The 20,542-nt window shown below is 69.6% G+C and carries 24 protein-coding genes; 16 read left to right on the plus strand and 8 right to left on the minus strand.

The window, feature by feature from the left end; translation table 11 throughout:
• The first annotated feature begins 11 nt into the window (after positions 1 to 11).
• Positions 12 to 881 (plus strand): RNA polymerase sigma factor SigJ, encoded by an 870-nt coding sequence (sigJ, locus tag ACESMR_RS10375; RefSeq protein WP_373046985.1) that lies wholly within the window; start codon positions 12 to 14, stop codon positions 879 to 881.
• 53 nt (positions 882 to 934) lie between these two features.
• Positions 935 to 1,990 (plus strand): NAD-dependent epimerase/dehydratase family protein, encoded by a 1,056-nt coding sequence (locus tag ACESMR_RS10380; protein ID WP_373046986.1) that lies wholly within the window; start codon positions 935 to 937, stop codon positions 1,988 to 1,990.
• A 3-nt stretch (positions 1,991 to 1,993) separates the two neighbouring features.
• On the opposite strand, the gene ACESMR_RS10385 is transcribed toward ACESMR_RS10380, so the two are convergent.
• Complete coding sequence (locus ACESMR_RS10385) at positions 1,994 to 3,283, minus strand: hypothetical protein (RefSeq protein ID WP_373046987.1); 1,290 nt, start codon at positions 3,281 to 3,283, stop codon at positions 1,994 to 1,996.
• Positions 3,284 to 3,405: 122 nt separating this feature from the next.
• Here ACESMR_RS10385 and ACESMR_RS10390 point away from each other — a divergent pair, with 122 nt between their 5' ends.
• Entirely contained in the window at positions 3,406 to 3,639 is a 234-nt protein-coding gene (locus ACESMR_RS10390) for an antitoxin (RefSeq protein ID WP_373046988.1), read from the plus strand.
• Positions 3,636 to 4,034 (plus strand): type II toxin-antitoxin system tRNA(fMet)-specific endonuclease VapC, encoded by a 399-nt coding sequence (vapC, locus tag ACESMR_RS10395; protein ID WP_373046989.1) that lies wholly within the window; start codon positions 3,636 to 3,638, stop codon positions 4,032 to 4,034. Before ACESMR_RS10390 ends, vapC begins: the two co-directional genes overlap by 4 nt.
• Before the next feature lie 304 nt (positions 4,035 to 4,338).
• Here the strand turns inward: vapC and ACESMR_RS10400 are convergent, their stop codons facing one another.
• Complete coding sequence (locus ACESMR_RS10400; protein WP_373046990.1) at positions 4,339 to 5,820, minus strand: FAD-dependent monooxygenase; 1,482 nt, start codon at positions 5,818 to 5,820, stop codon at positions 4,339 to 4,341.
• Positions 5,821 to 6,169: 349 nt separating this feature from the next.
• Positions 6,170 to 7,093, minus strand: a complete 924-nt coding sequence (locus ACESMR_RS10405; protein WP_373046991.1) for a class I SAM-dependent methyltransferase — start codon at positions 7,091 to 7,093, stop codon at positions 6,170 to 6,172.
• Between the two features lie 128 nt (positions 7,094 to 7,221).
• Here ACESMR_RS10405 and ACESMR_RS10410 point away from each other — a divergent pair, with 128 nt between their 5' ends.
• The 5 genes from ACESMR_RS10410 (at position 7,222) to ACESMR_RS10430 (ending at position 9,665) form a co-directional block, all read left to right on the plus strand.
• Positions 7,222 to 7,557: an ArsR/SmtB family transcription factor gene (locus tag ACESMR_RS10410; protein ID WP_373047116.1), complete on the plus strand. Its 336-nt coding sequence runs from the start codon at positions 7,222 to 7,224 to the stop codon at positions 7,555 to 7,557.
• Positions 7,558 to 7,570: 13 nt separating this feature from the next.
• Positions 7,571 to 8,032, plus strand: coding sequence for an SRPBCC family protein (locus ACESMR_RS10415; protein WP_373046992.1), 462 nt, complete (start codon positions 7,571 to 7,573; stop codon positions 8,030 to 8,032).
• 452 nt (positions 8,033 to 8,484) lie between these two features.
• Entirely contained in the window at positions 8,485 to 8,703 is a 219-nt protein-coding gene (locus tag ACESMR_RS10420; RefSeq protein WP_373046993.1) for a dihydrofolate reductase family protein, read from the plus strand.
• A gap of 16 nt (positions 8,704 to 8,719) precedes the next feature.
• Positions 8,720 to 9,154: an SAM-dependent methyltransferase gene (locus ACESMR_RS10425; protein ID WP_373046994.1), complete on the plus strand. Its 435-nt coding sequence runs from the start codon at positions 8,720 to 8,722 to the stop codon at positions 9,152 to 9,154.
• 100 nt (positions 9,155 to 9,254) lie between these two features.
• Complete coding sequence (locus tag ACESMR_RS10430; protein ID WP_373046995.1) at positions 9,255 to 9,665, plus strand: YciI family protein; 411 nt, start codon at positions 9,255 to 9,257, stop codon at positions 9,663 to 9,665.
• Between the two features lie 121 nt (positions 9,666 to 9,786).
• On the opposite strand, the gene pcaD is transcribed toward ACESMR_RS10430, so the two are convergent.
• Positions 9,787 to 10,596, minus strand: coding sequence for a 3-oxoadipate enol-lactonase (gene pcaD / locus ACESMR_RS10435; protein WP_373046996.1), 810 nt, complete (start codon positions 10,594 to 10,596; stop codon positions 9,787 to 9,789).
• An 84-nt stretch (positions 10,597 to 10,680) separates the two neighbouring features.
• Between pcaD and ACESMR_RS10440 the strand changes: the two genes are divergently transcribed.
• From ACESMR_RS10440 to ACESMR_RS10460, 5 genes are all read left to right on the plus strand, one after another.
• A complete protein-coding gene (locus ACESMR_RS10440) occupies positions 10,681 to 11,595 on the plus strand; it encodes a LysR family transcriptional regulator (protein WP_373046997.1) in 915 nt (304 codons plus the stop codon).
• A gap of 281 nt (positions 11,596 to 11,876) precedes the next feature.
• A complete protein-coding gene (locus ACESMR_RS10445) occupies positions 11,877 to 12,440 on the plus strand; it encodes a hypothetical protein (protein WP_373046998.1) in 564 nt (187 codons plus the stop codon).
• 74 nt (positions 12,441 to 12,514) lie between these two features.
• Positions 12,515 to 13,582, plus strand: coding sequence for a saccharopine dehydrogenase NADP-binding domain-containing protein (locus tag ACESMR_RS10450; protein WP_373046999.1), 1,068 nt, complete (start codon positions 12,515 to 12,517; stop codon positions 13,580 to 13,582).
• Between the two features lie 100 nt (positions 13,583 to 13,682).
• A complete protein-coding gene (locus ACESMR_RS10455) occupies positions 13,683 to 14,114 on the plus strand; it encodes a VOC family protein (protein WP_373047000.1) in 432 nt (143 codons plus the stop codon).
• Between the two features lie 25 nt (positions 14,115 to 14,139).
• On the plus strand, positions 14,140 to 14,580 hold the full coding sequence (locus ACESMR_RS10460) for a VOC family protein (protein WP_373047001.1): 441 nt from the start codon (positions 14,140 to 14,142) through the stop codon (positions 14,578 to 14,580).
• A 40-nt stretch (positions 14,581 to 14,620) separates the two neighbouring features.
• On the opposite strand, the gene ACESMR_RS10465 is transcribed toward ACESMR_RS10460, so the two are convergent.
• The 3 genes from ACESMR_RS10465 to ACESMR_RS10475 are packed head-to-tail and all read right to left on the minus strand — an operon-like array spanning position 14,621 to position 17,641.
• Positions 14,621 to 15,502 (minus strand): hypothetical protein, encoded by an 882-nt coding sequence (locus tag ACESMR_RS10465; RefSeq protein ID WP_373047002.1) that lies wholly within the window; start codon positions 15,500 to 15,502, stop codon positions 14,621 to 14,623.
• 43 nt (positions 15,503 to 15,545) lie between these two features.
• The gene (locus tag ACESMR_RS10470; RefSeq protein WP_373047003.1) at positions 15,546 to 16,190 is read right to left on the minus strand and encodes a dihydrofolate reductase family protein; all 645 of its coding nucleotides are present in this window, start codon (positions 16,188 to 16,190) and stop codon (positions 15,546 to 15,548) included.
• A gap of 41 nt (positions 16,191 to 16,231) precedes the next feature.
• Positions 16,232 to 17,641, minus strand: a complete 1,410-nt coding sequence (locus ACESMR_RS10475; protein WP_373047004.1) for an arylsulfatase — start codon at positions 17,639 to 17,641, stop codon at positions 16,232 to 16,234.
• 239 nt (positions 17,642 to 17,880) lie between these two features.
• On the opposite strand from ACESMR_RS10475, the gene ACESMR_RS10480 reads away from it, so the two are divergent.
• Together ACESMR_RS10480 and ACESMR_RS10485 are read left to right on the plus strand one after the other, a co-directional pair.
• Positions 17,881 to 19,275: a DUF1214 domain-containing protein gene (locus tag ACESMR_RS10480; protein WP_373047005.1), complete on the plus strand. Its 1,395-nt coding sequence runs from the start codon at positions 17,881 to 17,883 to the stop codon at positions 19,273 to 19,275.
• A gap of 127 nt (positions 19,276 to 19,402) precedes the next feature.
• Entirely contained in the window at positions 19,403 to 20,059 is a 657-nt protein-coding gene (locus ACESMR_RS10485; RefSeq protein ID WP_373047006.1) for a class I SAM-dependent methyltransferase, read from the plus strand.
• 54 nt (positions 20,060 to 20,113) lie between these two features.
• Here ACESMR_RS10485 and ACESMR_RS10490 read toward each other — a convergent pair whose 3' ends face one another.
• Complete coding sequence (locus ACESMR_RS10490; RefSeq protein ID WP_373047007.1) at positions 20,114 to 20,467, minus strand: DUF2200 domain-containing protein; 354 nt, start codon at positions 20,465 to 20,467, stop codon at positions 20,114 to 20,116.
• Positions 20,468 to 20,542: the final 75 nt, after the last annotated feature.

Here is a 20,542-nt window from a genome sequence, read left to right on the forward strand (position 1 = left end):
GATGGGGAATGATGAAGCAGCCTGCACGTGAAGAAGCATTCGCCGAGCATCGGTCGCTGCTCTTCTCGCTCGCCTACCGGATGCTGGGCAGCGTCGCCGACGCGGAGGACGTGGTCCAGGAGGCCTGGCTGCGCTGGAGCCGCGCGGCGGAGGCCGAGTCGCCTCGCGACTTCCTCTCCGCCACCGTCGCCCGGCTCTGCATCGACCACCTGCGCTCCGCGCGAGTGCGACGGGAAACGTACGCGGGCTCGTGGCTTCCCGAGCCCCTCGTCGACGTGCCCGCGGAGGCGAAGGACAGCGTCGCCCGCGCCGAGTCGCTCTCCATCGCCTTCCTCCATCTGCTCGAGCGCCTCTCGGCGGTCGAGCGGGCGGTCTTCCTCCTCCGGGAGGTCTATGCCTACGACCACGCGGAGATCGCGCGGATGGTGGGCAGGAGCGAGGCCGCCTGCAGGCAGATCGCGAAGCGGGCGCGCGACAGGATCGGCGGTGGGCCGCGCCGCTTCTCCGCCTCCGAGCCCGAGGCGGAGGAGATGGCGCGGCGCTTCCTCGAGGCGAGCGCCCGGCCCGACGCCGCGGGCTTCCTCGAGCTCCTCGATCCGGAGGTCGTCATCTGGTCCGACAGCGGCGGCAAGGCCCCTGCGGCCCGTCTTCCGATCCACGGGAGCGATCGGGCGGCGCGCTTCTTCGCCGGCGTCTTCCGCCGCTACACACGCGAGCACCTCTCCACCGTGCAGGTGAACGGCGCGCCGGCGATCGTCTATCGCCCGCCCGATGGGCCGGTGCGTCTCTTCGCGTTCGAGATCCGCGCGGGCCGGATCACCGCCGCCTTCGTGCAGGCGAACCCCGACAAACTGCGCGGGTTGGGGCCCGCGATCGCGTAGCGGCGCCGGCGGCCTGGTGCTCGCCCCCGGGCGCCTGTGCTACACGGGGCCGCATGCACACCGCCTCCCCCGCCACCGGCTCGGCCGGCGACTCGATCCTCGTCACCGGCGCCGCCGGATTCATCGGCTCCCACGTGGTCAGCGAGCTGCTCGCTCGCGGCCACCGGGTCGTGGCCCTGGACGATCTTTCGGGCGGTTTCCACAGCAACGTCGACGAGCGGGCCACCTTCGTCGAGGGCTCGATCCTCGACGTGGCGCTCGTCGACAGGCTCTTCGACGAGCACAGGTTCGCCTACGTCTTCCACCTGGCGGCCTACGCGGCAGAAGGCCTCAGCCACTTCATCCGGCGCTACAACTACCAGAGCAACCTGATCGGGAGCGTGAACCTGATCAATGCCTCGGTTCGCCACGAAGTGCGCTGCTTCGTCTTCACCTCCTCGATCGCCGTCTACGGGCACGCGAGGCCGCCTGTCCTCGAGGAGATGGCGCCCTCCCCCGAAGATCCCTACGGCATCGCCAAGGCGGCGGTGGAGCAGGACCTGCGCGTGAGCCGCGACCTCTTCGGCATGCGCTACGTCGTCTTCCGGCCCCACAACGTCTACGGCGAGCGGCAGAACATCGGCGACCCCTACCGCAACGTGGTGGGGATCTTCATGAACAAGATCCTGCAGGGCGAGCCGCTCCCCATCTTCGGCGACGGGAAGCAGAGCCGGGCCTTCAGCTACATCTCGGACGTGGCGCCCGTGATCGCCGACTCGATCCACCGGCCCGAGGCGTGGGACCAGATCTTCAACATCGGGGCGGATCGTCCCGTCACCGTGAACGAGCTGGGCGAGACCGTGAGCCGGGCGATGGGCGTGCCCTTCCGGCCCCACTACCTGCCCGCCCGCCACGAGGTGCTGCACACGCACGCGTCACACGAGAAGGCGCGGGCGCTGCTCGGCTTCGAGGACCGCGTCGGTCTGGAAGAGGGCGTGGGCGCGATGGCCGCCTGGGTGCAGCAGATCGGCGCGCGGGCGAGCAAGGCGTTCGGCGCCCTCGAGATCGAGAAGGGTCTGCCGCCCTCGTGGCGGGACCTGCTCGCAGCGGCAGACAGGCGGGTTGGTTGAGGATCAGGCCCAGCGGCGGAGCGTGGCGGTGATGCGCTCGAGGAAATCATCGCCGCGCACCACCTCCTCGTAGCCCGGGATCGCACCGACCCACTCGCGCATCCGGACGTTCGACTGCTGGGTGAGGTACATCGTCGGCAGGCCGAGGAGCGCCGGGCCGTCCATCCCGGCGGTGGTGACGCCGAGCTGGCCGACGAGGCGGTGCGCGGTCTTGAGGTGCTCGAAGAGCTGGAGCTGCGCACGCCGCATGTCGAAGCCCTGGAAGAGCGGCTCCTTCCAGAAGAGGGTGAGATCGAGGGCGCCCGTGGGAAGCGGGCCGTCCCGCAGGGCGTCGCCGATGAGGACGGGGACGAGGCCGAGCGTGCGGGCGCGCTCCGAGAGCGCGGCGATCTCGGGCCAGGTCGTGTTGCGATGCGCGTCGTGGGCGCCGTAGCGGACCCACAGCAGCACCTTCTTCTGCGCGGGGGCGCCGGCGAGCCGGCTGTCGATCCAGTCGATGATCGGCTGGGGGATCGGCGCACCGCCGAGGAAGGCGGCGCGAAGCGTGGCCTGGGCAGCGAGGGCGTCGGCACGAAAGGCCTGCGCGACGATCTCGGTGAGGTGCTTGTTGGCCCGCGGTCGCGAACGGTAGGGCTGCAGCCGGGAGCCCAGGCCGGCATCGAGGAGGAAGCGCTCCGCCTGCGCGGTCTGCTTCTGGTCCGGCTCGATCTGGATCGCCACGCCGGCGAGGAGGCCCGACGCCGCGAGGTACCAGCCCTCGCCGAAGGAAAAGCCGGGATCGGCGTGGAAGGTGTAGGCGTGGTTGCGCTCGTCGACGATCCGGCGCGCCTCCCGGGCTGCAGCCTCCGCGGCCCGCGCAGCGGTGTACGCGGCAGGTCGACCGAGCAGCGCAGCCTGCCGCCTGGCTTCGGCTGCGGAGGCCTCGGCAACCGCCACGATCGACTCCACCCGCTCCCAACCGTCGTCGCAGGCAGCACGCGTCGGGGCGCGCTGGGAGCCGAGGGAGATCTGGCCCGCGCCATGGCGCGCGTCCTGGGCGCGGGCGGCGTGCGCCTTCACCAGGGTGAGGCGCGCTGCCGCGATGGTCGCCTCATCCGCTCCCTGCAGCGCCCCTACCGCCAGCTCGATCGCCTGCTCGAGCAGGCGCCGGTGCCGGTCACGTACGCCCGGCTGGTGGAGCACGTTCGCCTGCGCGAGCGCCTCCGCCAGGGAGGCCGCTGCCTCGCGCTGGAGGGAGGGGGCGTCGAGAGGTGCCGGGATGGCTGTAGCTGTCGTCACGAAGGAGCGCGTCATCGCGCCGGATGTGCCTGCAATCGCGGGTTCTTCGCAAGTGGAGCGGCCGCGGGGCGCCCCAGCGCTCGTCCTTGACGCCGGCATCCCTGATACGTACCACTGCTGTATACTTCGGAGGCGCCATGAGCGGAAAGCGTGCGAAGGTCTTCTGGACCGGCAGGAGCCAGGCGGTTCGCCTGCCCAAGGAGTTCCGCTTCGAGGGCGACACCGTGCTCGTGCGTCGGGAGGGCGCGGCGATCATCCTCGAGCCTGCCGACGAGTGGCCGGAGGGATACGTCGAGTCTTTCGCAGGCGTACCAGCGGACTTCGGACGGCCGCCGCAGGGTGAAGAGGACGAGCGCGAGGGCTTCGAATGAGGGTCCTGCTCGACACCAACATCTGCATCTACGCGATGAAGCAGCACCCGCGGGTGCTCGAGCGGCTCCTCGCCGAGAGCCGCTCCGACGTAGCGGTGAGCGTCATCACCGAGGCCGAACTCCGCACGGGAGCTGCGAAGAGCAGCGCCCGCACGAAGACCCTGCGCCTCGTCGAGAACTTCCTGCGCCCTCTCGCTATCGTCGAATTCGGCTCCGGTGACGCAGTGGCCTACGCGAACGTGCGGGCCAGGCTCGAGCGGGCTGGGACGCCGATCGGTCCGCTGGATACCCTCATCGCCGCCCAGGCCGTCGCACGGCAGCTCACCCTGGTGACGAACGACGAGCGGGCGTTTGGCAGGGTCGCGGGTTTCCGGATCGAGAACTGGGCAGCGTGAGGGAGGAGCCCCAACAGGAAGGGACGCAAGGCGCGGCTGCTTCCGGGCAGGGCCTGTGTCAGCATCGCAGGCCGAGGAGACTGCTTCGACGCTTCGCAACGTCGCCGGCGTGCTGCTCGGGATCAGCTGCCGGCCCTGGCGTTCCTCGTGCCCTTTCTCGCCCACTTCAGCCAGGTCCTCGTCGGCGGCGTCGTGGCGGCGAAGCTGGGCTCGGCGGCGCCCCGGATGTTGGTCGCGGGGCTCCGGCGCCCGCGGCGCTGCAGGCAGGCCCCGCCGCCTGACGACGGGGCCCGCGGAACGCGGACTACTGCGCGGCTGGTGGTCCGAACCAGGTGGTGAGGGCTTCACGAAGGCCGCGGTCCGCGCCGTCTCCGACCCAGGCGACGTAACCGTCGGGACGGACGAGCACGGCGGTGGGAGAAGCGACACCGCCGAGCACCGGCAGCTCCCAGGCGCCCTCGTAGCGAGCGTCGATCTGCCGCACGCGACCGGCCCAGGGGCCGAGATCGAAGGCGCCGGGCACGCCGAGATTGAGGAGGAACGGCCGGGCCTCGTGCAAGAGCGCGAAGACGCGCTGCGGGCCGGTCTCGGTGATCAGATCGAGATCGGGCATGCGCCGCCCGAGCAGCGGGTGGCTCTCGCCGAGATCGTAGTGCACGTCGAGGCCCGACATCATCGCGGCGTAGCGCCTGCGGGGCTCGTCCATGCCCAGGAGCTCGGATACCGTCTCGCGCAGGGCCTCGGTGCGATCGTCGCCACGGCCGAGCGCGGTCTGCGCCAGGGTGAGGCGGAGCACCCGTGCAGCGATCGGGTGCCGCTCGGCCTGGTAGGTGTCGAGGAGGCTCTCGGGCGAGATCCCTCGGACCACCTGCGCGAGCTTCCACCCCAGGTTCACGGCGTCCTGGACGCCGATGTTGAGGCCCTGCCCGCCAGCGGGGGCGTGCACGTGGGCCGCGTCGCCGGCGAGGAGCACCCGTCCCTTCCGGTAGGACGCCGCCTGCCGCGCCATGTCGGTGAAGCGGGAGAGCCAGGTCGGGTTGCGAACCCCGAAGTCCGTCCCGTAGACGGCGGTGAGCGAATCTCGGAGTTCCTGGAGCGTCGGCTCGTCGCCCGTGCCGACGTGCGGCTCGACCAGCACGATGCCGACGTTGCCGTCCTCGCGCTTGCCCAGCGCATTGACGCCCTTCTCCCCGCGGCGGATCCCCCAGGCCGGCTCCTCGGTCATCTCGGCCTCGGCGATCAGATAGCTGGTCGAGGCTTCCCAGCCGGGGAAGTCGATCCCGGCCTGCTTGCGCACGAGGCTCCGGCCACCGTCACAGCCGGCGAGATAATGCGCGCGCAGCGATCGGCCGTCGGAGAGCGCGACGTCGATGCCGGCGTCGTCCTGCGAAAAGCCCCTCACCTCGACGCCGCGATAGAACGTCACCGGCAGCTCGCCGACCCAATCCGCCAGGATGCGCTCGATGTGCTTCTGCCAGAGCGCGAGCCCGTAGTTGTGGCGGGTCGGGAAGTCGCTGATGTCGAGCGGGATGAACGAGAAGCCTGCGACCTGGGCCACCTGCCCTTCCGAGAGGAAGCGCTCGGCGACGCCGCGCTGGTCGAAGACCTCGATGGTGCGTGCGTGCAGCCCGCCGGCGCGCGAGCTGGGGAGCGCCTGGGTCTCCCGCCGCTCGACCACGGCGACGTCGACGCCTGCGAGCGCCAGCTCTGCCGCCAGCATCAGGCCGGTGGGACCGCCGCCGGCGATCACCACCGCATGTTCTGCCCTCCTGGATCCGTCGTGCATCTCCATGCCTCCCGCGCCTCTGGTCGCTCACCTGCGACCAGGACCGGCGACTGTGGGGCAGGAGCAGGGGCTTGCAGCAAGATCCCCACCGTGGCAGATAACGGATGTGGCGAGAGGGCACGACGCCCCGCCGCTCCCCCCCCCCTACCCCAGCCAGCTGCCTCGCGATCCGTCGAGGAAGGGCTCCGCCACGGCGATAGTGAGCTGCGACCTCCGCGGACCAGTCGTAGGGGCGGCGGGCGTTCCAGACGCGCAGCAGCGTCTCCTGCACCAGTTTCATGCCCACCCCACCGACGGCGGGGCGCCGAATTCATCGGTGCATCGATGCATTTCGTTCGAGCACCCGGCTTCAGGCGGCAGGCCTGGTTGCGGCGACGAGGTACATCACGACGCCGCCGGCGCTGTGGAAGGTGCCGCTGTCGATGGCGCCGATCGTCTCCTTCAGGTCGCGCAAACGGAGCTCGTGGTAGCGCTCGAACTCGTCGGCGCGCCCGCCGCCTGCGAGGAAGTAGGCCAGCATCTCCTCGCGATCCCAGCCCGTGAAGCCCCGCGCCGCCCACTCCCGCATCTCCGCGAGGCTCGCCTGCTCACCTTCGGTCGCATAGGGCGGCACGAAGGGCTGGGGCTTGTCGGAGAGGAAGACCCGGACGTTCTCCGCGCCCACTTCCGCCAGATAGCCCGGCACCCGATCGCCGACCGAGTTGAAGCCGAGGCCCAAGGCCTGCTTTCCCCGCTGCACCAGCAGCTCGAAGCGCAGCCGGTCGACGACCTCGTCGACGGAGAGCCGCTCGGTCAGGCTGCTGCCGATGGCGCAGTTGGCGAAGTTGTTCGGCTCGGTGACGAAGAGCGTGCCGCCGGGCCGGAGGACGCGGAGCATCTCGCGCAGCGCCTGCCGCGGGTCGTTCAAATGGATGAGCACCGTCTGGCAGGTCACCAGGTCGAAGGTCCCGTCCGCGAAGGGCAGCGCGGCCGCGTCGCCCTGCTGGTAGCGGAAGCGCCCGCCGAGGCCGAGGGCTTCGGCGCGGGCTGCAGCCTCCGCGACCCAGCGCGGCTCCCGGTCGATGCCGGTGACGCGGGCGTCGGCGGCGAGGATGGGCGCGAGGACGCGCCCCCAGTGGCCGACGCCACAGCCCACGTCGAGGACATGTTTCGCGCGGCGCAAGCCGAGGCGGTCGCCGACGAGGTGGAGGAAGTCAGCATTCCACCAGTGATCGCGGGATTCCCCGAAATAGTCGGCGGAATGGGGCTTCTGCGCCTGGCTGGCTGCGGTCATTCGGTCGCTCCTCCCGGGGAGCTTCCCATACGGGTGCTCGGCCGGTCCACGGCGCGGGCGGCGTGCTCACCTGCCGATGCTGAAGTACCTACTTGACTATCCGCGCCTCGGTGTGGATAGTGAAGCACATGCTTGACCATTCGCCGCAGCTCAACCAGGTCTTCCACGCCCTCGCCGATCCCACCCGCCGGGCGATGGTGGAGCGCCTCACCCGCGGCGCGGCCTCCGTCAGCCAGCTGGCCGCGCCCTTCCCCGTTTCGCTCTCCGCCATCGGCCAGCACGTGCAGCTGCTCGAGTCGTCGGGGCTGGTGCGCACGGTGAAGAAGGGGCGCGTGCGCCAGGTGGAGCTGCAGCCCGCTGCGCTCGCCGCAGCAGAAGACTGGTTCGCCGCCCACCGCGCGATGTGGGAGCGGCGCCTCGATCGCCTCGCTGTCCTGCTGGACGAAGACGAAGACGAAACCTGAAAGGAGAAACGAAATGACGCATCCCGTGATCCACAAGAGCTTCACCGTCGAGCGCACCTACCCCACCACCGCAGCGCGGGTCTTCCGGGCCTTCTCCGATCCGGAGAAGAAGCGCCGCTGGTTCGCCGAGGGTGAGGGTTTCGAGGTGCAGCGCTACAGCCTCGATTTCCGCGTGGGCGGCTTCGAGCGGACGCTCTTCCGTCCCGAGGGCGGACCGCCGATGACCAACGACTGCGTCTACCTGGACATCGTGCCCAACGAGCGCCTGGTCTTCGCCTACTCGATGACCTTCGACGGCGCGCCGATGTCCTCCTCGCTGGGCACGATGGAGCTCCTGCCTGCGGGAGACGGCACGCTGCTGCGCCTGACCGAGCACACCGCCTACGTCGACGGCAACGACGGATCGGCGGCGCGGCGCGAGGGCACGCTCCAGCTGCTCGAGGCGCTGGCACGGGAGATCGCCGCCCACGGGTAGGCGGCCTGGCGAACCTTCACGGAGGAAAAGATGAGCAAGGTGTTCTTCAGTGTGACGATGTCGCTCGATGGGTTCATTGCGCCGGAGCAGCGCTACGACGATGTGGGAGACAAGCGCTGGATCGGCCAGTGGATGGCGCTCCAGAAGCACATGTTCGACCAGCGGTTCTTCCGCGAGAACCTGAAGCTCGGCGAGGGCGGCCAGACCGGCGAGGACAACCGCATCCTCGAGGAGGCATTCGCCCGCACCGGCGCGAGCATCATGGGCAAGCGCATGTTCGACGTCGGTGAACCGAATTGGCCGGAGGATGCGCCCTTCCACACGCCGGTCTTCGTGCTCACGCGGCAGGTGCGCACGCCCTGGGAGCGCACGGGTGGCACGACCTTCTACTTCGTCAACGACGGGTCGAGAGCGCGCTCCGCCGCGCCCGCGAGGTCGCGGGCGGCAGGGACGTGCGCATCGCCGGCGGCGCGCACGTCATCCGTGACTACCTCGACGCAGGCCTCGTCGACGAGTTCCACATCGCGCTTGCCCCCGTGTTCCTCGGCGCGGGAACCCGCCTCTTCGAGCGGATGGACAGCGAGCGGCTCGGCCTCGAGATCGTGCGCACCGTCCATTCGCCGATGGTGACCCACCTGTTCTACACGGTGCGCCGCTCGACGGCGGCCTGAGCCAGGGAGGCGACCGATGCCGGAGAAGATCTCGAGCCGACTCGCTGCGATCGTCGACGCGCTTCCCCTGCGCCCCGGCCTGCGGGTGCTGGAGATCGGCTGCGGTCCCGGTGTGGCGGCCCGGGCCGTCGCCCACCGGATCGGCACGGGGCACGTCCTCGCCATCGACCGCTCGTCCCGGGCCATCGAGCAGGCTGTGAGAGGCTCCGTGGCAGAGCTGGCCACGGGCCGCCTCGAATACCGCTGCGTCGCCGTCGAGGACTTCGTGCTCGCCGAGGGTGAGCCGCCCTACGACCTGGCCTTCGCCGTTCGGGTGGGCGCCCTCGACGGGCGCCATCCGGCGGCAGGCCAGGCCGCCCTCCGGCGGCTCCGTGACGCGCTCGCCCCGGGCGGCAGGCTCTTCATCGACGGCGGGGATCCCCTGCTCGAAGTCCCCCTCGACCGCCGCTGAAAAAAAGCTTCGAGGGCGTGTCGATCTCGCCGAGGGTCGTTCGTCGCATCCACGAACCACCCGAAGGCGCCTGCGGGCGCCGCATCGAAAGGAGCAGCAGATGAAGGTCATGGTGATCGTGAAGGCGACGAAGAACAGCGAGGCCGGGGTGATGCCGAGCGAGCAGATGCTCGCCGAGATGGGCAGGTACAACGAGGAGCTGGTCGAGGCGGGCATCATGCTCGCCGGCGACGGCCTCCACCCCAGCGCGAAGGGAAAGCGGATCCGCTTCTCCGGCGACAAGCGCACCGTGGTCGACGGGCCCTTCGCCGAGACCAAGGAGCTCATCGCCGGCTTCTGGATCTGGCAGGTCCGCTCGATGGAGGAGGCGGTGGAGTGGGCCCGCCGCTGCCCCGCCCCGATGCCCGGTGAGGAATCGGAGCTGGAGCTCCGGCCGATCTTCGAGCCGGAGGATTTCGGCGAGGCCTACACGCCCGAGATCAAGGCGCAGGAGGACCGCATCCGCGCCTAGGTCCAGCGGCAGCAGGCGAAGGCCTGATCGCGAGCGCTGCAGCTGGGCGCGCCGCCACCCGTGCTGGTGGGGCGCGCTGCTCGCCGCCGCGGTCGACGATGCCCTGCGCGGATGGCCCGCCCTACGACTGGTGCAGGAATCCGACGACCGCGGACAGGAACGCCTCCGGACACTCCACGTTCGAAAGATGGACCGCGGGTAGCACCACGAGCTTGGCGCCCGGCACGGTGCCGGCGATCTCCTCGCTGTGCCGGGGGGAGGTCACCGTGTCGTTGCGCCCTGCGATGACGAGCGTCGGCCGAGCGATCAGCGCGATCGTTCGCCGCATGTCCGTGTCGCGTACTGCAGACCACGCGCCGGCCAGCCCGCGGGGATCCGTGTTCAGGAGCGTGCGCCGGAACGGCTCCACGAGAGGAGAGCTCCCCTCCACCCAGGCTGCCGGGAACCAGTTGCGAAGAAACATCTCCGTGGTGCCCGACATGTCCGGCGCGCGCAGGACCGCAGCGATCGCCTCGTCCCACTGGCCGGGCGGCCCGAGGTAGGCCGCCGTGTGGGAGAGCACGAGGCGATCGACGCGCTCGGGCGCATGGATGCCCAGCCATTGGCCGACGAAACCGCCGAGCGAGAGACCGACGACGTGGGCACAGTCGATCCCCAGCGCATCGAGCAGCTCGACGGCGTCGCGGCCGAGCCGATCCAGAGAATAGGCGCCCGGTGGCACGTCGGACCTACCGTGCCCGCGCATGTCGTACCGGATCACGTGGAAGTGCTCGGAGAGCGCAGCGATCTGGCCGTCCCACATGTGCAGGTCGGTGCCGATGGAGTTGGCGAGGAGCAGCGCCGGCCTGTCTGCAGGACCATCGACGCGGTATGCGATGCGGGTGCCGTCGCCGACGGTTACGAAAGGGTGACCGATGTGTTTTGCATTCATGCCCGCTATCTCTAAGGCCCCCATTCGTCCGGAAAAATTTCAAAGTACGGACGCTCTTTGTCGGCGATGACTACAAACTTCACCTTGCACGAACTGCAGTGCTTCGACGCGGTCGCCCGCACGGGTCGCTTCCAGGCAGCGGCGGAGCAGCTCCATCGGTCCCATCCGGCCGTGTTCGCCGCTGTCGCCAAACTGGAGCGGCAGCTCGGTCTGCCGCTGCTGGACCGCAGCGGGTACCGGGTGAAGCTGACCGACGCGGGCAGGTCGTTGCACCGCCACGCCCAGTCGGTCCTGCGCGAGGTCGAGAATCTCGGCGCACACGCGAACCAGCTGGCGATGGGCGTGGAGAGCGAGCTGCGCATCGTCCTGGGCGACTTCTGTCCACGGCCGCGCGTGCTGCAGCTGCTGGGTCGCTTCTTCGGTCAGTTCCAGGGAACCCGCCTCCGCCTCGACGTGGAGGCTGTCGGTGGTCCGCTGGAGCGGATCCTCGACGACGAGGCGGATCTCGTCATCCACGGAGGCGCGAAGAGCACCCCGGGCCTGGAGTGCATCGAGCTCGGCAGCGTCTGCTTCGTCCCCGTCGTTGCACCGGGTTTTCTGCCCTTCGACATCACGCCGTCCATCACGCCGAAGGAGATGCGCGCGCTCACCCAGTGCGTCATCCGCGACACGGCGCACCACGCGGCGAAGCGGGACCACTTTCTCGTCGAGGGCGCGCCCCAGTGCTCCGTGCCCGACCAGCTGATCAAGAAGGAGCTCATCGTGCACGGGATGGCCTGGGGGCACCTGCCCCACTTCCTGATCGAAGAGGAGCTCCGGGACGGCAGACTCCTCTCGATCGCCGGCAGGTTTTTCGCGGAGCACGTGGAGGAGCTGGTCGCGGCGCGCCGCACCGATCGCCCGTGTGGCCCGGTCGCAGCCCAGCTGTGGGACGAGCTCCAGGCCGAGGCGCCGGCGCTGCGCGCATCGCTGGCGTGTGAAGAGACTCCCCTCCGCTGACGTGCGCCGCGAGCACCCGGCGGGGCGCCCTGGCGTCCTGCCCTCGTGCAGGTCGCCTGCTTACCATCCCCCGGAATCGATTCTGCGCGAGCAGCTGCCGCTCGACGGCTGGGGGGACGAAGATGCGCCTTCGATTGCTGGCATTGGCATCGGTGGTCTCGTTGGCGGCGGCTTGCGAAACCTCTTCGGATGACCGATCCGACGGGCTCGGCGGCGCACCCGAGGAGCTCGTCGTCTGCACCGGATGGCACGCTCTGTGTAGCGCGTCGCCCGATTGCAGGGTGAGCGGCGATTCGGCCGAATGCGACTGCATGCGGGTCGACGAGACCCACATCGTCCAGACGAGCGCGATCCAGGACGTGGAGATCAAGCGGCTGACGCTGGCCCGATGCACGAGCGAGCGACCTTGCGACGTGGACGAGGCGCCGGTGTGTGCGGCGATCCGCGACGGGACGTACGAGGTGGACGGCGTCAGGTACGAGTGGGTGTCGACCTACTCCTACCGCGGCTGGTGCGAGATCCTGGAGGAGGAGTTCGTGCCCTGCGATCCTGCCGAGGCGGGCTACACGGGCGATCGCTTCTGGGCCATCTGCGACGCGGCTCCCTGCACGGAGATCCCGACTCCACCCGATCCGGACAGGCCCCTGCGCTGCCAGTGTGTGGTGGCGGATGGGCCCTTCGTCGGGCTTGGCGACTGCACCGGTGTGGATGGCGGCATCGTGTCGAGCTTTCCGGTCTCGGCCTGGGATTTCGAGAACGACGACTACACGTTCGAGATGCCGGGCTACGAGTACGTGCGGGGGGCGTGTGAGCCGGTCGGCTCGGATCCGCCGCCGACGGAGTAGCGGCAGCCCGGCTCGCGTCGGTGCGTCGACCGATTGGGTCGCGGCCCTGCGCCTTGCGCCTTATGGTCGACGGCATGACGAAGGAGATCCTGATCGTCGGGGGCTACGGGCACGTGGGGCAGGAGGTCGCACGGCGCGTGGCTCGGATGCAGGGGATGGAGAATCGGCTCGTGGTTGCGGGGCGCCGGCTCGAACACGCGCGGCGGTTCGCCGACGAGCTGGGCGCAGGGACACGGGCGATCCGGATCGACGTCGACGCACCGCCGCCGCCCGAGGTGCTCGAACGCACCGGCGTGGTGGTGATGTGCGTCGATTCGAGCGACGAACGGCTCGCCGAACAATGCCTGCGCGCAGGCATCGGCTGGGTCGACGTCACCGCGGAGGAGCGACGGCTCGAAAGGCTCGAGGCGCTGGGTCCACTCGCCCGGCGCCACGGCTCTGCCGCCGTGCTCAGCGTCGGGGTCTGCCCCGGCACGACCAACCTGCTGGCGGCGCACGCGAGGGGCGAGCTGGGCCCGCTCCGCCGTGTCGATCTCTTCCTCATGCTGGGCGCTGGCGACGCGCATGGCCAGGCGGCGATCGAGTGGACCCTCGAGAACCTCGGCGCCGCCTTCGCATACCGTGAGGAAGGCGCGTGGGCGATGGCGCGGGGTTTCGGGGCGCGGGCGCCGGTGCGGATTCCGGGCGAGGCGCGGGACCGCTGGGGCTACCGGTTCAACTTCCCCGACCAGCGCGTGATCGCGCGGACACTCGCGATTCCGTCCGTGTCGACCTGGCTCCTCTTCGACCACCGTGCCCTCACGCTGGGCGCTGCCCTCGTCGCTCGAACGGGCGCATCGCGGCTCCTCGGTTCACCGCGGGCCCGTCGTGTGGCCGCACGAGCGTTCGGCCGGCTGCGCTTCGGCTCCGACGCGTGCGTCGTCGTCGCCTGCGCCGAGTCGGTCGGAGGGGAACGCCGATCGTTCGCGCTGGCCGGGCGCCGCGAGGCAAGCCTCACGGGGCACGTCGCGGCCGAGGTGGTGCGGGACGTCGTTGCAGGGCGTGCGCCGGCGGGCGTGCATCACCTCGGAGAGATCGCGCAGCCGGCGGAGTTCCTGCAGCGGCTCCCGGGGGACACGACGGGGGTGCGACTGTGGCTCTGATCCGGTTCTCGCTGATCGAGGGAGGCCACCCCGTCCGGGGAGAGATTTTGGAATCTTTTGGAATGCCCTCGCGCGGAGAGGGGCCGTAGCATCGGCGCCCATGGAGACCAACGAAATCTATCGCGGCCGGCTGATCGATCACCTGCAGCTCGTCGTCGCGGATCTGGAGCGGAGCAGGCGCTTCTACGAGGCGGTGCTCGAGGTCTTCGGCATCCCGATCGCGGGGGAAGGGCCGGGCTTCTTCTGGGCCGACGAGCTCGTCGTTTCCAGCGTCGACAGCCCGGCGTCGAATCACGTGCTGACGGGCCGCACCCACCTGGCCTTCCAGGCGAAGGATCGCGAGATGGTGGAGCGCTTTTACCGCACCGGGCTCGCCGCAGGCGGTACCGACAACGGCGAGCCGGGGCTGCGCGAGGCGTACCATCCCGGTTACTTCGCGGCGTTCCTCCTCGATCCGGACGGCAACAACGTGGAGGCCGTCTTCCACGGCCAGGCGAACTACTCGGCGCCGCACGTGAAGATCACGTTTTGAGCGGGCTGCACGGTGGGGGCAGAACGTGAGCGTTCGACGTCTGGACAACGTGGGCATCGTCGTCGAGGACCTCGCAGCCGCGATCGCGTTCTTCACCGAGCTCGGCCTCGAGCTGGAGGGCGAGATGCCGGTCGAGGGGCGGTGGGTGGACCGCATCATCGGGCTCGACGACGTCCGGGTCGACATCGCGATGATGCGGACGCCGGACGGCCACGGGCGCGTCGAGCTGGCGAGGTACCGCCGGCCCGAGGTGGTCAGCCTGGAGCCGAAGAACCCGCCGGCGAACACGCTCGGGCTGACCCGGATCATGTTCGCCGTCGACGACATCGACGATGTGGTGGCGCGGCTGCAGGCCCGCGGCGGCGAACTCGTCGGGGAGATCGCCCAGTACGAGGACAAGTACCGGCTCTGCTACCTGCGTGGCCCGGCGGGTATCATCGTCGCCCTGGCCGAGCAGCTGCGCTGACGACGGCAGCCGCAATGGAGCCGCCGACATTGCAGAGGAGCTACTCCGCCTCCTCTTCCTCCGCATCGAGCTGCTCTTCGATCTGCTCCGCGGCTTCGCGCTCCTGGCTGGCCTTCTCGAGTTCTTCGGCAGCGCGTTGTTCCTCTGCCTGGCGCGCCCAGTGCTCGGCGTCGCGCTCGTGCTGCTCGGCCTGGAGGCGATCGCGGGACGCCTCCTCCCGCTCCGCCATCCGCTCCTCCAGGGCCCGGTTGCTCTCCGCCACGTCGGCGCCGAACTGCTGCGCCTCCGTCTGCATCTCGAGCGCCTTGAGACCACGCTCGGAGATGGCATTGCGGCGCTCCCACTCCGCGCAGGCTGCCTGATCGCCTTGCGTGTGGCAGCGCTCGTTGAGCTGGTTCATTTCGGCCATCGAGCGATCGAGGGCGTCCAGCATTCCCAGCGTGCCGGTGGGATCGGCGACCGGCGCACCGGCGGGCGGCTGTGCGGGCGCTTGCGCTCCGCCGGCCAGCTGCTGCTGCTGGAGCTGGAGCAGGTTGCAGGAGAAGGCGTTCCCCGCCTGGCACTCGCTCGTGAGAAGCGGGACGTCATGCGCGGGGTCGGCAAAGTGCAGGGACGGCAGGCCCTCGGCGCCGCGGCGGTAGTTCACGCCCAACTGGCAGGAGAAGACGACGCCCGCCTGGCATTCCTGGTCGAGAACCGGCAGGTCGTCCGGCACGGAGCCGGAGAGTTGTGGCAGGCCCGCCTGCAGGCGCAGGGCATTCACCTGTTCGAGCGACGCAGGGTCCACCTGCTGGGCGATCGCGGGGAATGCCGCGAGCCCGAGTGTGAGCGCAAGCGCACAGGCGAAACGCGACAGGACAGGTCGGAGCGTCATCTCAGCCTCCCGGGGTTGCTCCAGGGAAGATGTGTTCTGGGCGTGCACGCGCGCAGCTCGAATGGCGTGCGGCCCGCCTGGCCTCGCCGGATCAGTCCCTCGCGAACGTGCCGGTCGCCACGTCCCCCGCGCGCACGTAGCGCGTGATGATCACGCCCTTCGGTGTCACGGTCGAGTGCTCGAGCGTGAACGCGGCCGGTTTCGTGCCCTCGCCGAAGAGGCGCTTTCCGCGCCCGAGCAGGACCGGGAAGATCAGCAGGCGCAGCTCGTCGACGAGATCGTGCGCGAGCAGGGTCTGGACGAGCTCGCTCGAGCCCTGCGTGAGCAGCGGCGGCCCGTCCTCACGCTTCATTTCCCGCAGCCTCGCGACCACGTCGTCGCCGAGGGATTGGCTGTTCTGCCACCGCAGCGATTCGGGACGGTGGGTCGCCACGTATTTGGTGACGGCGTTGAACCGCCGGGCGATCTGCGCGTTCCCCTCGTCGAAGCCGTTGGCCGCAGGGTCCGTGGGGATGAAGGGCCAGTAGGCGGCGAAGATGTCGTAGGTCTTGCGCCCCAGCAGCAGATCGAAGGGCGCCGAGAACACTTCGTCGATCGCGGCGCCGCCCGCCTCGTCGAAGAGCGGAAACACCCAGCCACCGAGTTCGAAGCCGCCGCTCGGATCCTCTTCCGGTCCACCGGGCGCCTGCATCACGCCGTCGAGGCTGATCATCGCCATGGTCACGAGCTTTCTCATCGCTCACCTCCTGCTTGTTTGGACGGCCGGACGCGAAGAACTCATCGGTCCGGCGTACCCATCGGGATGAGCGGCTCCTTCTTCACGCTCTTCTCGAAGGCGGCCACCACCTCGAGCACGGGGGACAGGACCCACGTGTCGACGGTCGGCGTCTCCTCGCGTGGGTCGGTGTAGAGGTTGATGATGTGTGGCACGAGGAGCTCGAGCGGAGGCTCCAGCATGTTGTCCTGCCGGTAGAAGTGCACCTTCCAGTTGCGCCACTTCACCGCCATCAGGATGTCCTGGTTCCAGATGGGAAAGCTCTCGCGCGCGGACTTGTCCGCTCTACCCAGGAAGAACGCGGACTGGTCGACGCCGTCGATGATCCTGTCGCGCGGAACCCTGGCCCCCGTGAGCCGGGCCAGCGTGGGGAACATGTCGACCCCGTGGACGATCTCATTGCTCACCCGGCCGGCTGGAACATGGCCCGGCCACCGGATCAGAAAGGGGACGCGGAGCCCTCCCTCCAATGCGGTGTTGTAGGCGCCGCGCCACGGGCCCGGCCATCCCGCCCATGGCTCGAGAAACTCCGCGCCGTTGTCGCTCGTGAAGACGACGATGGTGTCGCCGCGGACGCCAAGCCTATCCACGGCGTCGAGGAGCTGGCCGGCATTGAAGTCCAGTTCGGCGAGCATGTCCGCCCAATCACCGTTGCCGGTCTTTCCGACGAAGGCCGGGTTCGGGAGCGACGGCAGGTGCGGCTGCGTGAGCGAGGTGAAGACGAAGAAGGGCTTCTTCGCCTTCACCTGTCGCTCCATGAAGTCGATGGAGCGGCGGGTGAGCTCGGCGTCGATGAGACGGCGCTCCTCCAGATCGTAGGTAACCACCCCGTGGCTGTGCTGGCCGTGCCGGCCTTCGAGCACCGACTCCGGCTTCACGATGTCCGGCGTGTACTGCGAATGCTCCGGCCAGAGCGCCTCGTCGCTGGTGCGGGGAATGCCGTACCACTCCTGGAATCCCTGATCGGTCGGCAGGCGACCGTCGGTGCTCCCGAGGTGCCACTTGCCGAAGTAGCCCGTGGCGTAGCCAACCGCGGAGAGCGACTCGGCCACGGTCGTCTCCCTTCGAGTCAGGCCCTCGGCGACACCGCCGAGCGGGACGGCGTAGGTGCCCGAGCGGATCGCGAACCGGCCGGTCATGATCCCCGAACGACTCGGCGTGCACTGGGGCTCCATGTTCATGTTCGTTAGCCGCATGCCCTCGGCAGCAAGCCTATCGAGTCGCGGCGTGGGCGCGCCGCGGGTGGCGCCGCCTCCGTACACGCCGAGCTCCCCGTAGCCGAGGTTGTCCACGAGGATGAAGAGGATGTTGGGCCTGGCCTGCGCCCGTTCTCGTGCGGATGCAGCAGCGGGGATCGCGAGCAGAGCGAGCACCAGCAGGGCAATCGAGGGTCTCCTGTTCCGCGGTTCCATGTTCCCTCCTGGTGCCGGGACGGCGCACCGCGTGGACTGGGTACCAGCAGGCTGCCTCCGACACCGGGGTTTGCAAGACGCCCTTCGCCTTCGCGGCAAAGCCGACGGGGCTTCGGGGTCGCGCAGGTGACGTAGCGCTGTGGCCTCGTGGCTTGCTCATCGGGTGAGCGCTTTTCTCGTCGGTGCCGAGACGGCGGCGGGTGCTCAGTGTCGAGGAAAGACACGCAAAGGGAGGAGTGATGGAACCACGGGAGGGAATGTCCTCGACGCCGTTGCACGAGCAGGTGGCAGGTGGAACGGAGCGGGTCAGGCTGTTCGAGCTGGCGGTCGATGCGGCGATCTGGGGCACGCCCCTCGTGAGCTTCGATGCGATGAGAGAAGCGACGCGGCGCGACGCCGGCGCCCGCTTCGGCGACGTGCTCTTCGTCTCCCGCCCTGCGGATTGGCGCTTCCAGTTCTCCACCCCGAACGCCACGACCTACTACGTCTCCGCCTTTCTCGAGTTGCAGGAGGGACCGGCGGTGCTGGAGGTTCCGCCCGCGGCGGGTGCAGGGCTCTTCGGCTCGATCCTCGACGCCTGGCAGCTGCCGCTCGAGGACGTGGGCCCTGCAGGCGCCGACGAGGGCAGAGGCGCCCGCTACCTGCTGCTCCCGCCGGGATACGAGGAGGAGGTGCCCGGTGGTTACCTGCCGGTGCGCTTCGACACGCTGAATGGCTACGTGGCGCTGCGTGCAATCCCCGAGGACGACTCGCAGGCCGCGGTGGAGCGGGCGCTGGCGCTGGCGCTGGCCAGGAGGCTCCGCATCTATCCGCTCGCGCGCGCAGCAGCGCCGCCGCCGTCGCGGATGATCGACGTGTGGGGCAAGCCCTTCGACGGCCTGGTGCGCTTCGACCTGCGCTTCTTCGAGAGCCTGGCGCGCATGGTGGAGGAGGAGCCGCCGCTGCCGCGCGAGGCAGCGATGCTCGAGCGGTTGCAGGATCTCGGCATTGCCAGGGGCCGCCCCTTCGCCCCGGACGAAGCGACGAAGCAGCTCCTCACCGAGGCGGCGGAGCAGGTGCACGGCGAGCTGATCCGCGACGCCGCGTGCCTGGGCCAGCCGTTCTGGGTGGAGGCACGTTGGCGGGAGGTGTTCGCGGGCGTCCACCCGGAAACCGGCTTCGTCTTTGCGGAAGGCGGAGCGCCGGATCTGCGCCAGCGCGCGACGTTCTTCTACTTCGTCATCGCGCCGCCGAAGCGGCCGGGGAAGGCCACCGTCTACCTCGGCGGCTTCTTCGACGCCGAGGGGCAGCCGCTCGACGGCGGGGCCACCTACCGGCTCCACGTGCCGGCGGGGGTGCCCGCCTCGCAGTTCTGGGCGGTGACCGCCTATGCCGCCGACACCGGCGGCTTCATCCGCGATGCGCAGGTGGTGGAGCTGGGCTCGCTCGATCCGGTGCAGAAGAATCCGGACGGCTCGGTGGACCTCTACTTCGGGGCCGAAGCGCCGGCGGGGCGGGAGGCCAACTGGATCAGCACCATGCCGGGCGAGGCGTGGTTCACGCTCTTTCGCTTCTACGGCCCGCAGCCGGCGCTCTTCGACAAGAGCTGGCGCATGGGCGACTTCGAGCGGCTGCCGGGCGGCGCGCTGCACTGACGTGGGGCGAGCATGGCCGCCGATCAGGCCTCGCTTTCATCGAGCTCGCGTGCTGATCTCGGAGCAGCTACCGCCAACCGACGCAGCCGTGGTGCGCGCTCCGCCACGCTGCGTCCGGAGCCGCTCGATGAACAGGACGACGGATGGCGCCGCATTCTGGGACAGGCTCGCGCCGCGCTACTCCAGGATGCCGATCAAGGATGAGGCCGCCTATCAGCACAAGCTCGCGGTGACCCAGTCGCACTTCCGGAAGGACATGGCCGTTCTCGAATTCGGCTGCGGGACCGGATCGACGGCGCTGCTCCACGCGCCGCACGTCCGCTCGATCCTCGCCACCGACCTCTCCGAGAAGATGCTGGAGATCGCGCGGGAGAAGGCGCGCCACGCCGGCGTCACCAACGTCACCTTCGAGAAGGCGTCGTTCGAGACGCTGCGGGCGGAGGACGAGGGCTTCGACGCCGTGCTGGGGCTCAGCATCCTCCACCTGCTCGCAGACCTGGATGGCGCGTTGCACAAGGTCTACCGGCTGCTCAAGCCGGGCGGCCGGTTCTTCAGCAGCACGGTCTGCATTGGTGAGATGGGCGTCGTCACCCGCCTCGCCTTGCCGATGGCGACATGGCTGGGGCTCGCACCGCAGGTGAACGAGCTCAGGGCCGGGGAGATCGCGGAAAGCCTCGAGCGCACCGGCTTCGCGATCGACTACACGTGGCGCCCCAGGCCGGGCAGTCCGGTCTTCATCGTCGCGCGGAAGCCGGGAGCAGACGCGCCGCCCGGCTCCCTGTAGCGGCGCAGCACGACCGCCCGATCGAACCGTTTCGTCTCGGCGGCGCCCGCGCGGCTACTGCCGGAGGATGCTCGCCATCTTCTTTCCCCTGGCGAGCTCGTCGATCAGCTTGTCGAGGTAGCGGATTTTCTGCATGAGCGGGTCGGCGATCTCTTCCACGCGCACCCCGCACACGACGCCTTTGATGAGCTCGACGTTCGGATTCATCCGCGGCGCCCGGGCGAAGAAGGTCTCGAAGTCGATCCCGGCGTCGAGCGCGCGCTGCAGCTCCTCGCCGCTGTAGCCCGTGAGCCACGTGATGATCTCGTCGACCTCTTCCTTCGTCCGGCCCTTCTTTTCGGCCTTCGCCACGTAGAGCGGGTAGACGCTCCCGAACGACATCTTGAAGATCCGTGTGTTGGTGTTCATGCGCGTGGCTCCCGACTGGCTACCTTCTCGGCTCGTACCGCATCCGTGCTGGGGTGACGTTGATCGATCAGCGAA

It is taken from the genome of Vulgatibacter sp., from assembly GCF_041687135.1.
Classification (GTDB): domain Bacteria; phylum Myxococcota; class Myxococcia; order Myxococcales; family Vulgatibacteraceae; genus JAWLCN01.

Excerpts from the sequence above, each read along its gene's own strand:
- ACESMR_RS10480 (WP_373047005.1), top strand. The coding sequence starts at position 17,881 with ATGGAACCACGGGAGGGAATGTCCTCGACGCCGTTGCACGAGCAGGTG.
- ACESMR_RS10425 (WP_373046994.1), top strand. The coding sequence starts at position 8,720 with ATGCCGGAGAAGATCTCGAGCCGACTCGCTGCGATCGTCGACGCGCTT.
- ACESMR_RS10475 (WP_373047004.1), bottom strand. The coding sequence starts at position 17,641 with ATGGAACCGCGGAACAGGAGACCCTCGATTGCCCTGCTGGTGCTCGCT.
- ACESMR_RS10385 (WP_373046987.1), bottom strand. The coding sequence starts at position 3,283 with ATGACGCGCTCCTTCGTGACGACAGCTACAGCCATCCCGGCACCTCTC.
- ACESMR_RS10405 (WP_373046991.1), bottom strand. The coding sequence starts at position 7,093 with ATGACCGCAGCCAGCCAGGCGCAGAAGCCCCATTCCGCCGACTATTTC.
- ACESMR_RS10430 (WP_373046995.1), top strand. The coding sequence starts at position 9,255 with ATGAAGGTCATGGTGATCGTGAAGGCGACGAAGAACAGCGAGGCCGGG.
- ACESMR_RS10485 (WP_373047006.1), top strand. The coding sequence starts at position 19,403 with ATGAACAGGACGACGGATGGCGCCGCATTCTGGGACAGGCTCGCGCCG.
- ACESMR_RS10490 (WP_373047007.1), bottom strand. The coding sequence starts at position 20,467 with ATGAACACCAACACACGGATCTTCAAGATGTCGTTCGGGAGCGTCTAC.
- ACESMR_RS10380 (WP_373046986.1), top strand. The coding sequence starts at position 935 with ATGCACACCGCCTCCCCCGCCACCGGCTCGGCCGGCGACTCGATCCTC.
- ACESMR_RS10400 (WP_373046990.1), bottom strand. The coding sequence starts at position 5,820 with ATGCACGACGGATCCAGGAGGGCAGAACATGCGGTGGTGATCGCCGGC.
- pcaD (WP_373046996.1), bottom strand. The coding sequence starts at position 10,596 with ATGAATGCAAAACACATCGGTCACCCTTTCGTAACCGTCGGCGACGGC.
- ACESMR_RS10390 (WP_373046988.1), top strand. The coding sequence starts at position 3,406 with ATGAGCGGAAAGCGTGCGAAGGTCTTCTGGACCGGCAGGAGCCAGGCG.
- ACESMR_RS10470 (WP_373047003.1), bottom strand. The coding sequence starts at position 16,190 with ATGAGAAAGCTCGTGACCATGGCGATGATCAGCCTCGACGGCGTGATG.
- ACESMR_RS10455 (WP_373047000.1), top strand. The coding sequence starts at position 13,683 with ATGGAGACCAACGAAATCTATCGCGGCCGGCTGATCGATCACCTGCAG.
- vapC (WP_373046989.1), top strand. The coding sequence starts at position 3,636 with ATGAGGGTCCTGCTCGACACCAACATCTGCATCTACGCGATGAAGCAG.
- ACESMR_RS10450 (WP_373046999.1), top strand. The coding sequence starts at position 12,515 with ATGACGAAGGAGATCCTGATCGTCGGGGGCTACGGGCACGTGGGGCAG.
- sigJ (WP_373046985.1), top strand. The coding sequence starts at position 12 with ATGAAGCAGCCTGCACGTGAAGAAGCATTCGCCGAGCATCGGTCGCTG.
- ACESMR_RS10415 (WP_373046992.1), top strand. The coding sequence starts at position 7,571 with ATGACGCATCCCGTGATCCACAAGAGCTTCACCGTCGAGCGCACCTAC.
- ACESMR_RS10410 (WP_373047116.1), top strand. The coding sequence starts at position 7,222 with ATGCTTGACCATTCGCCGCAGCTCAACCAGGTCTTCCACGCCCTCGCC.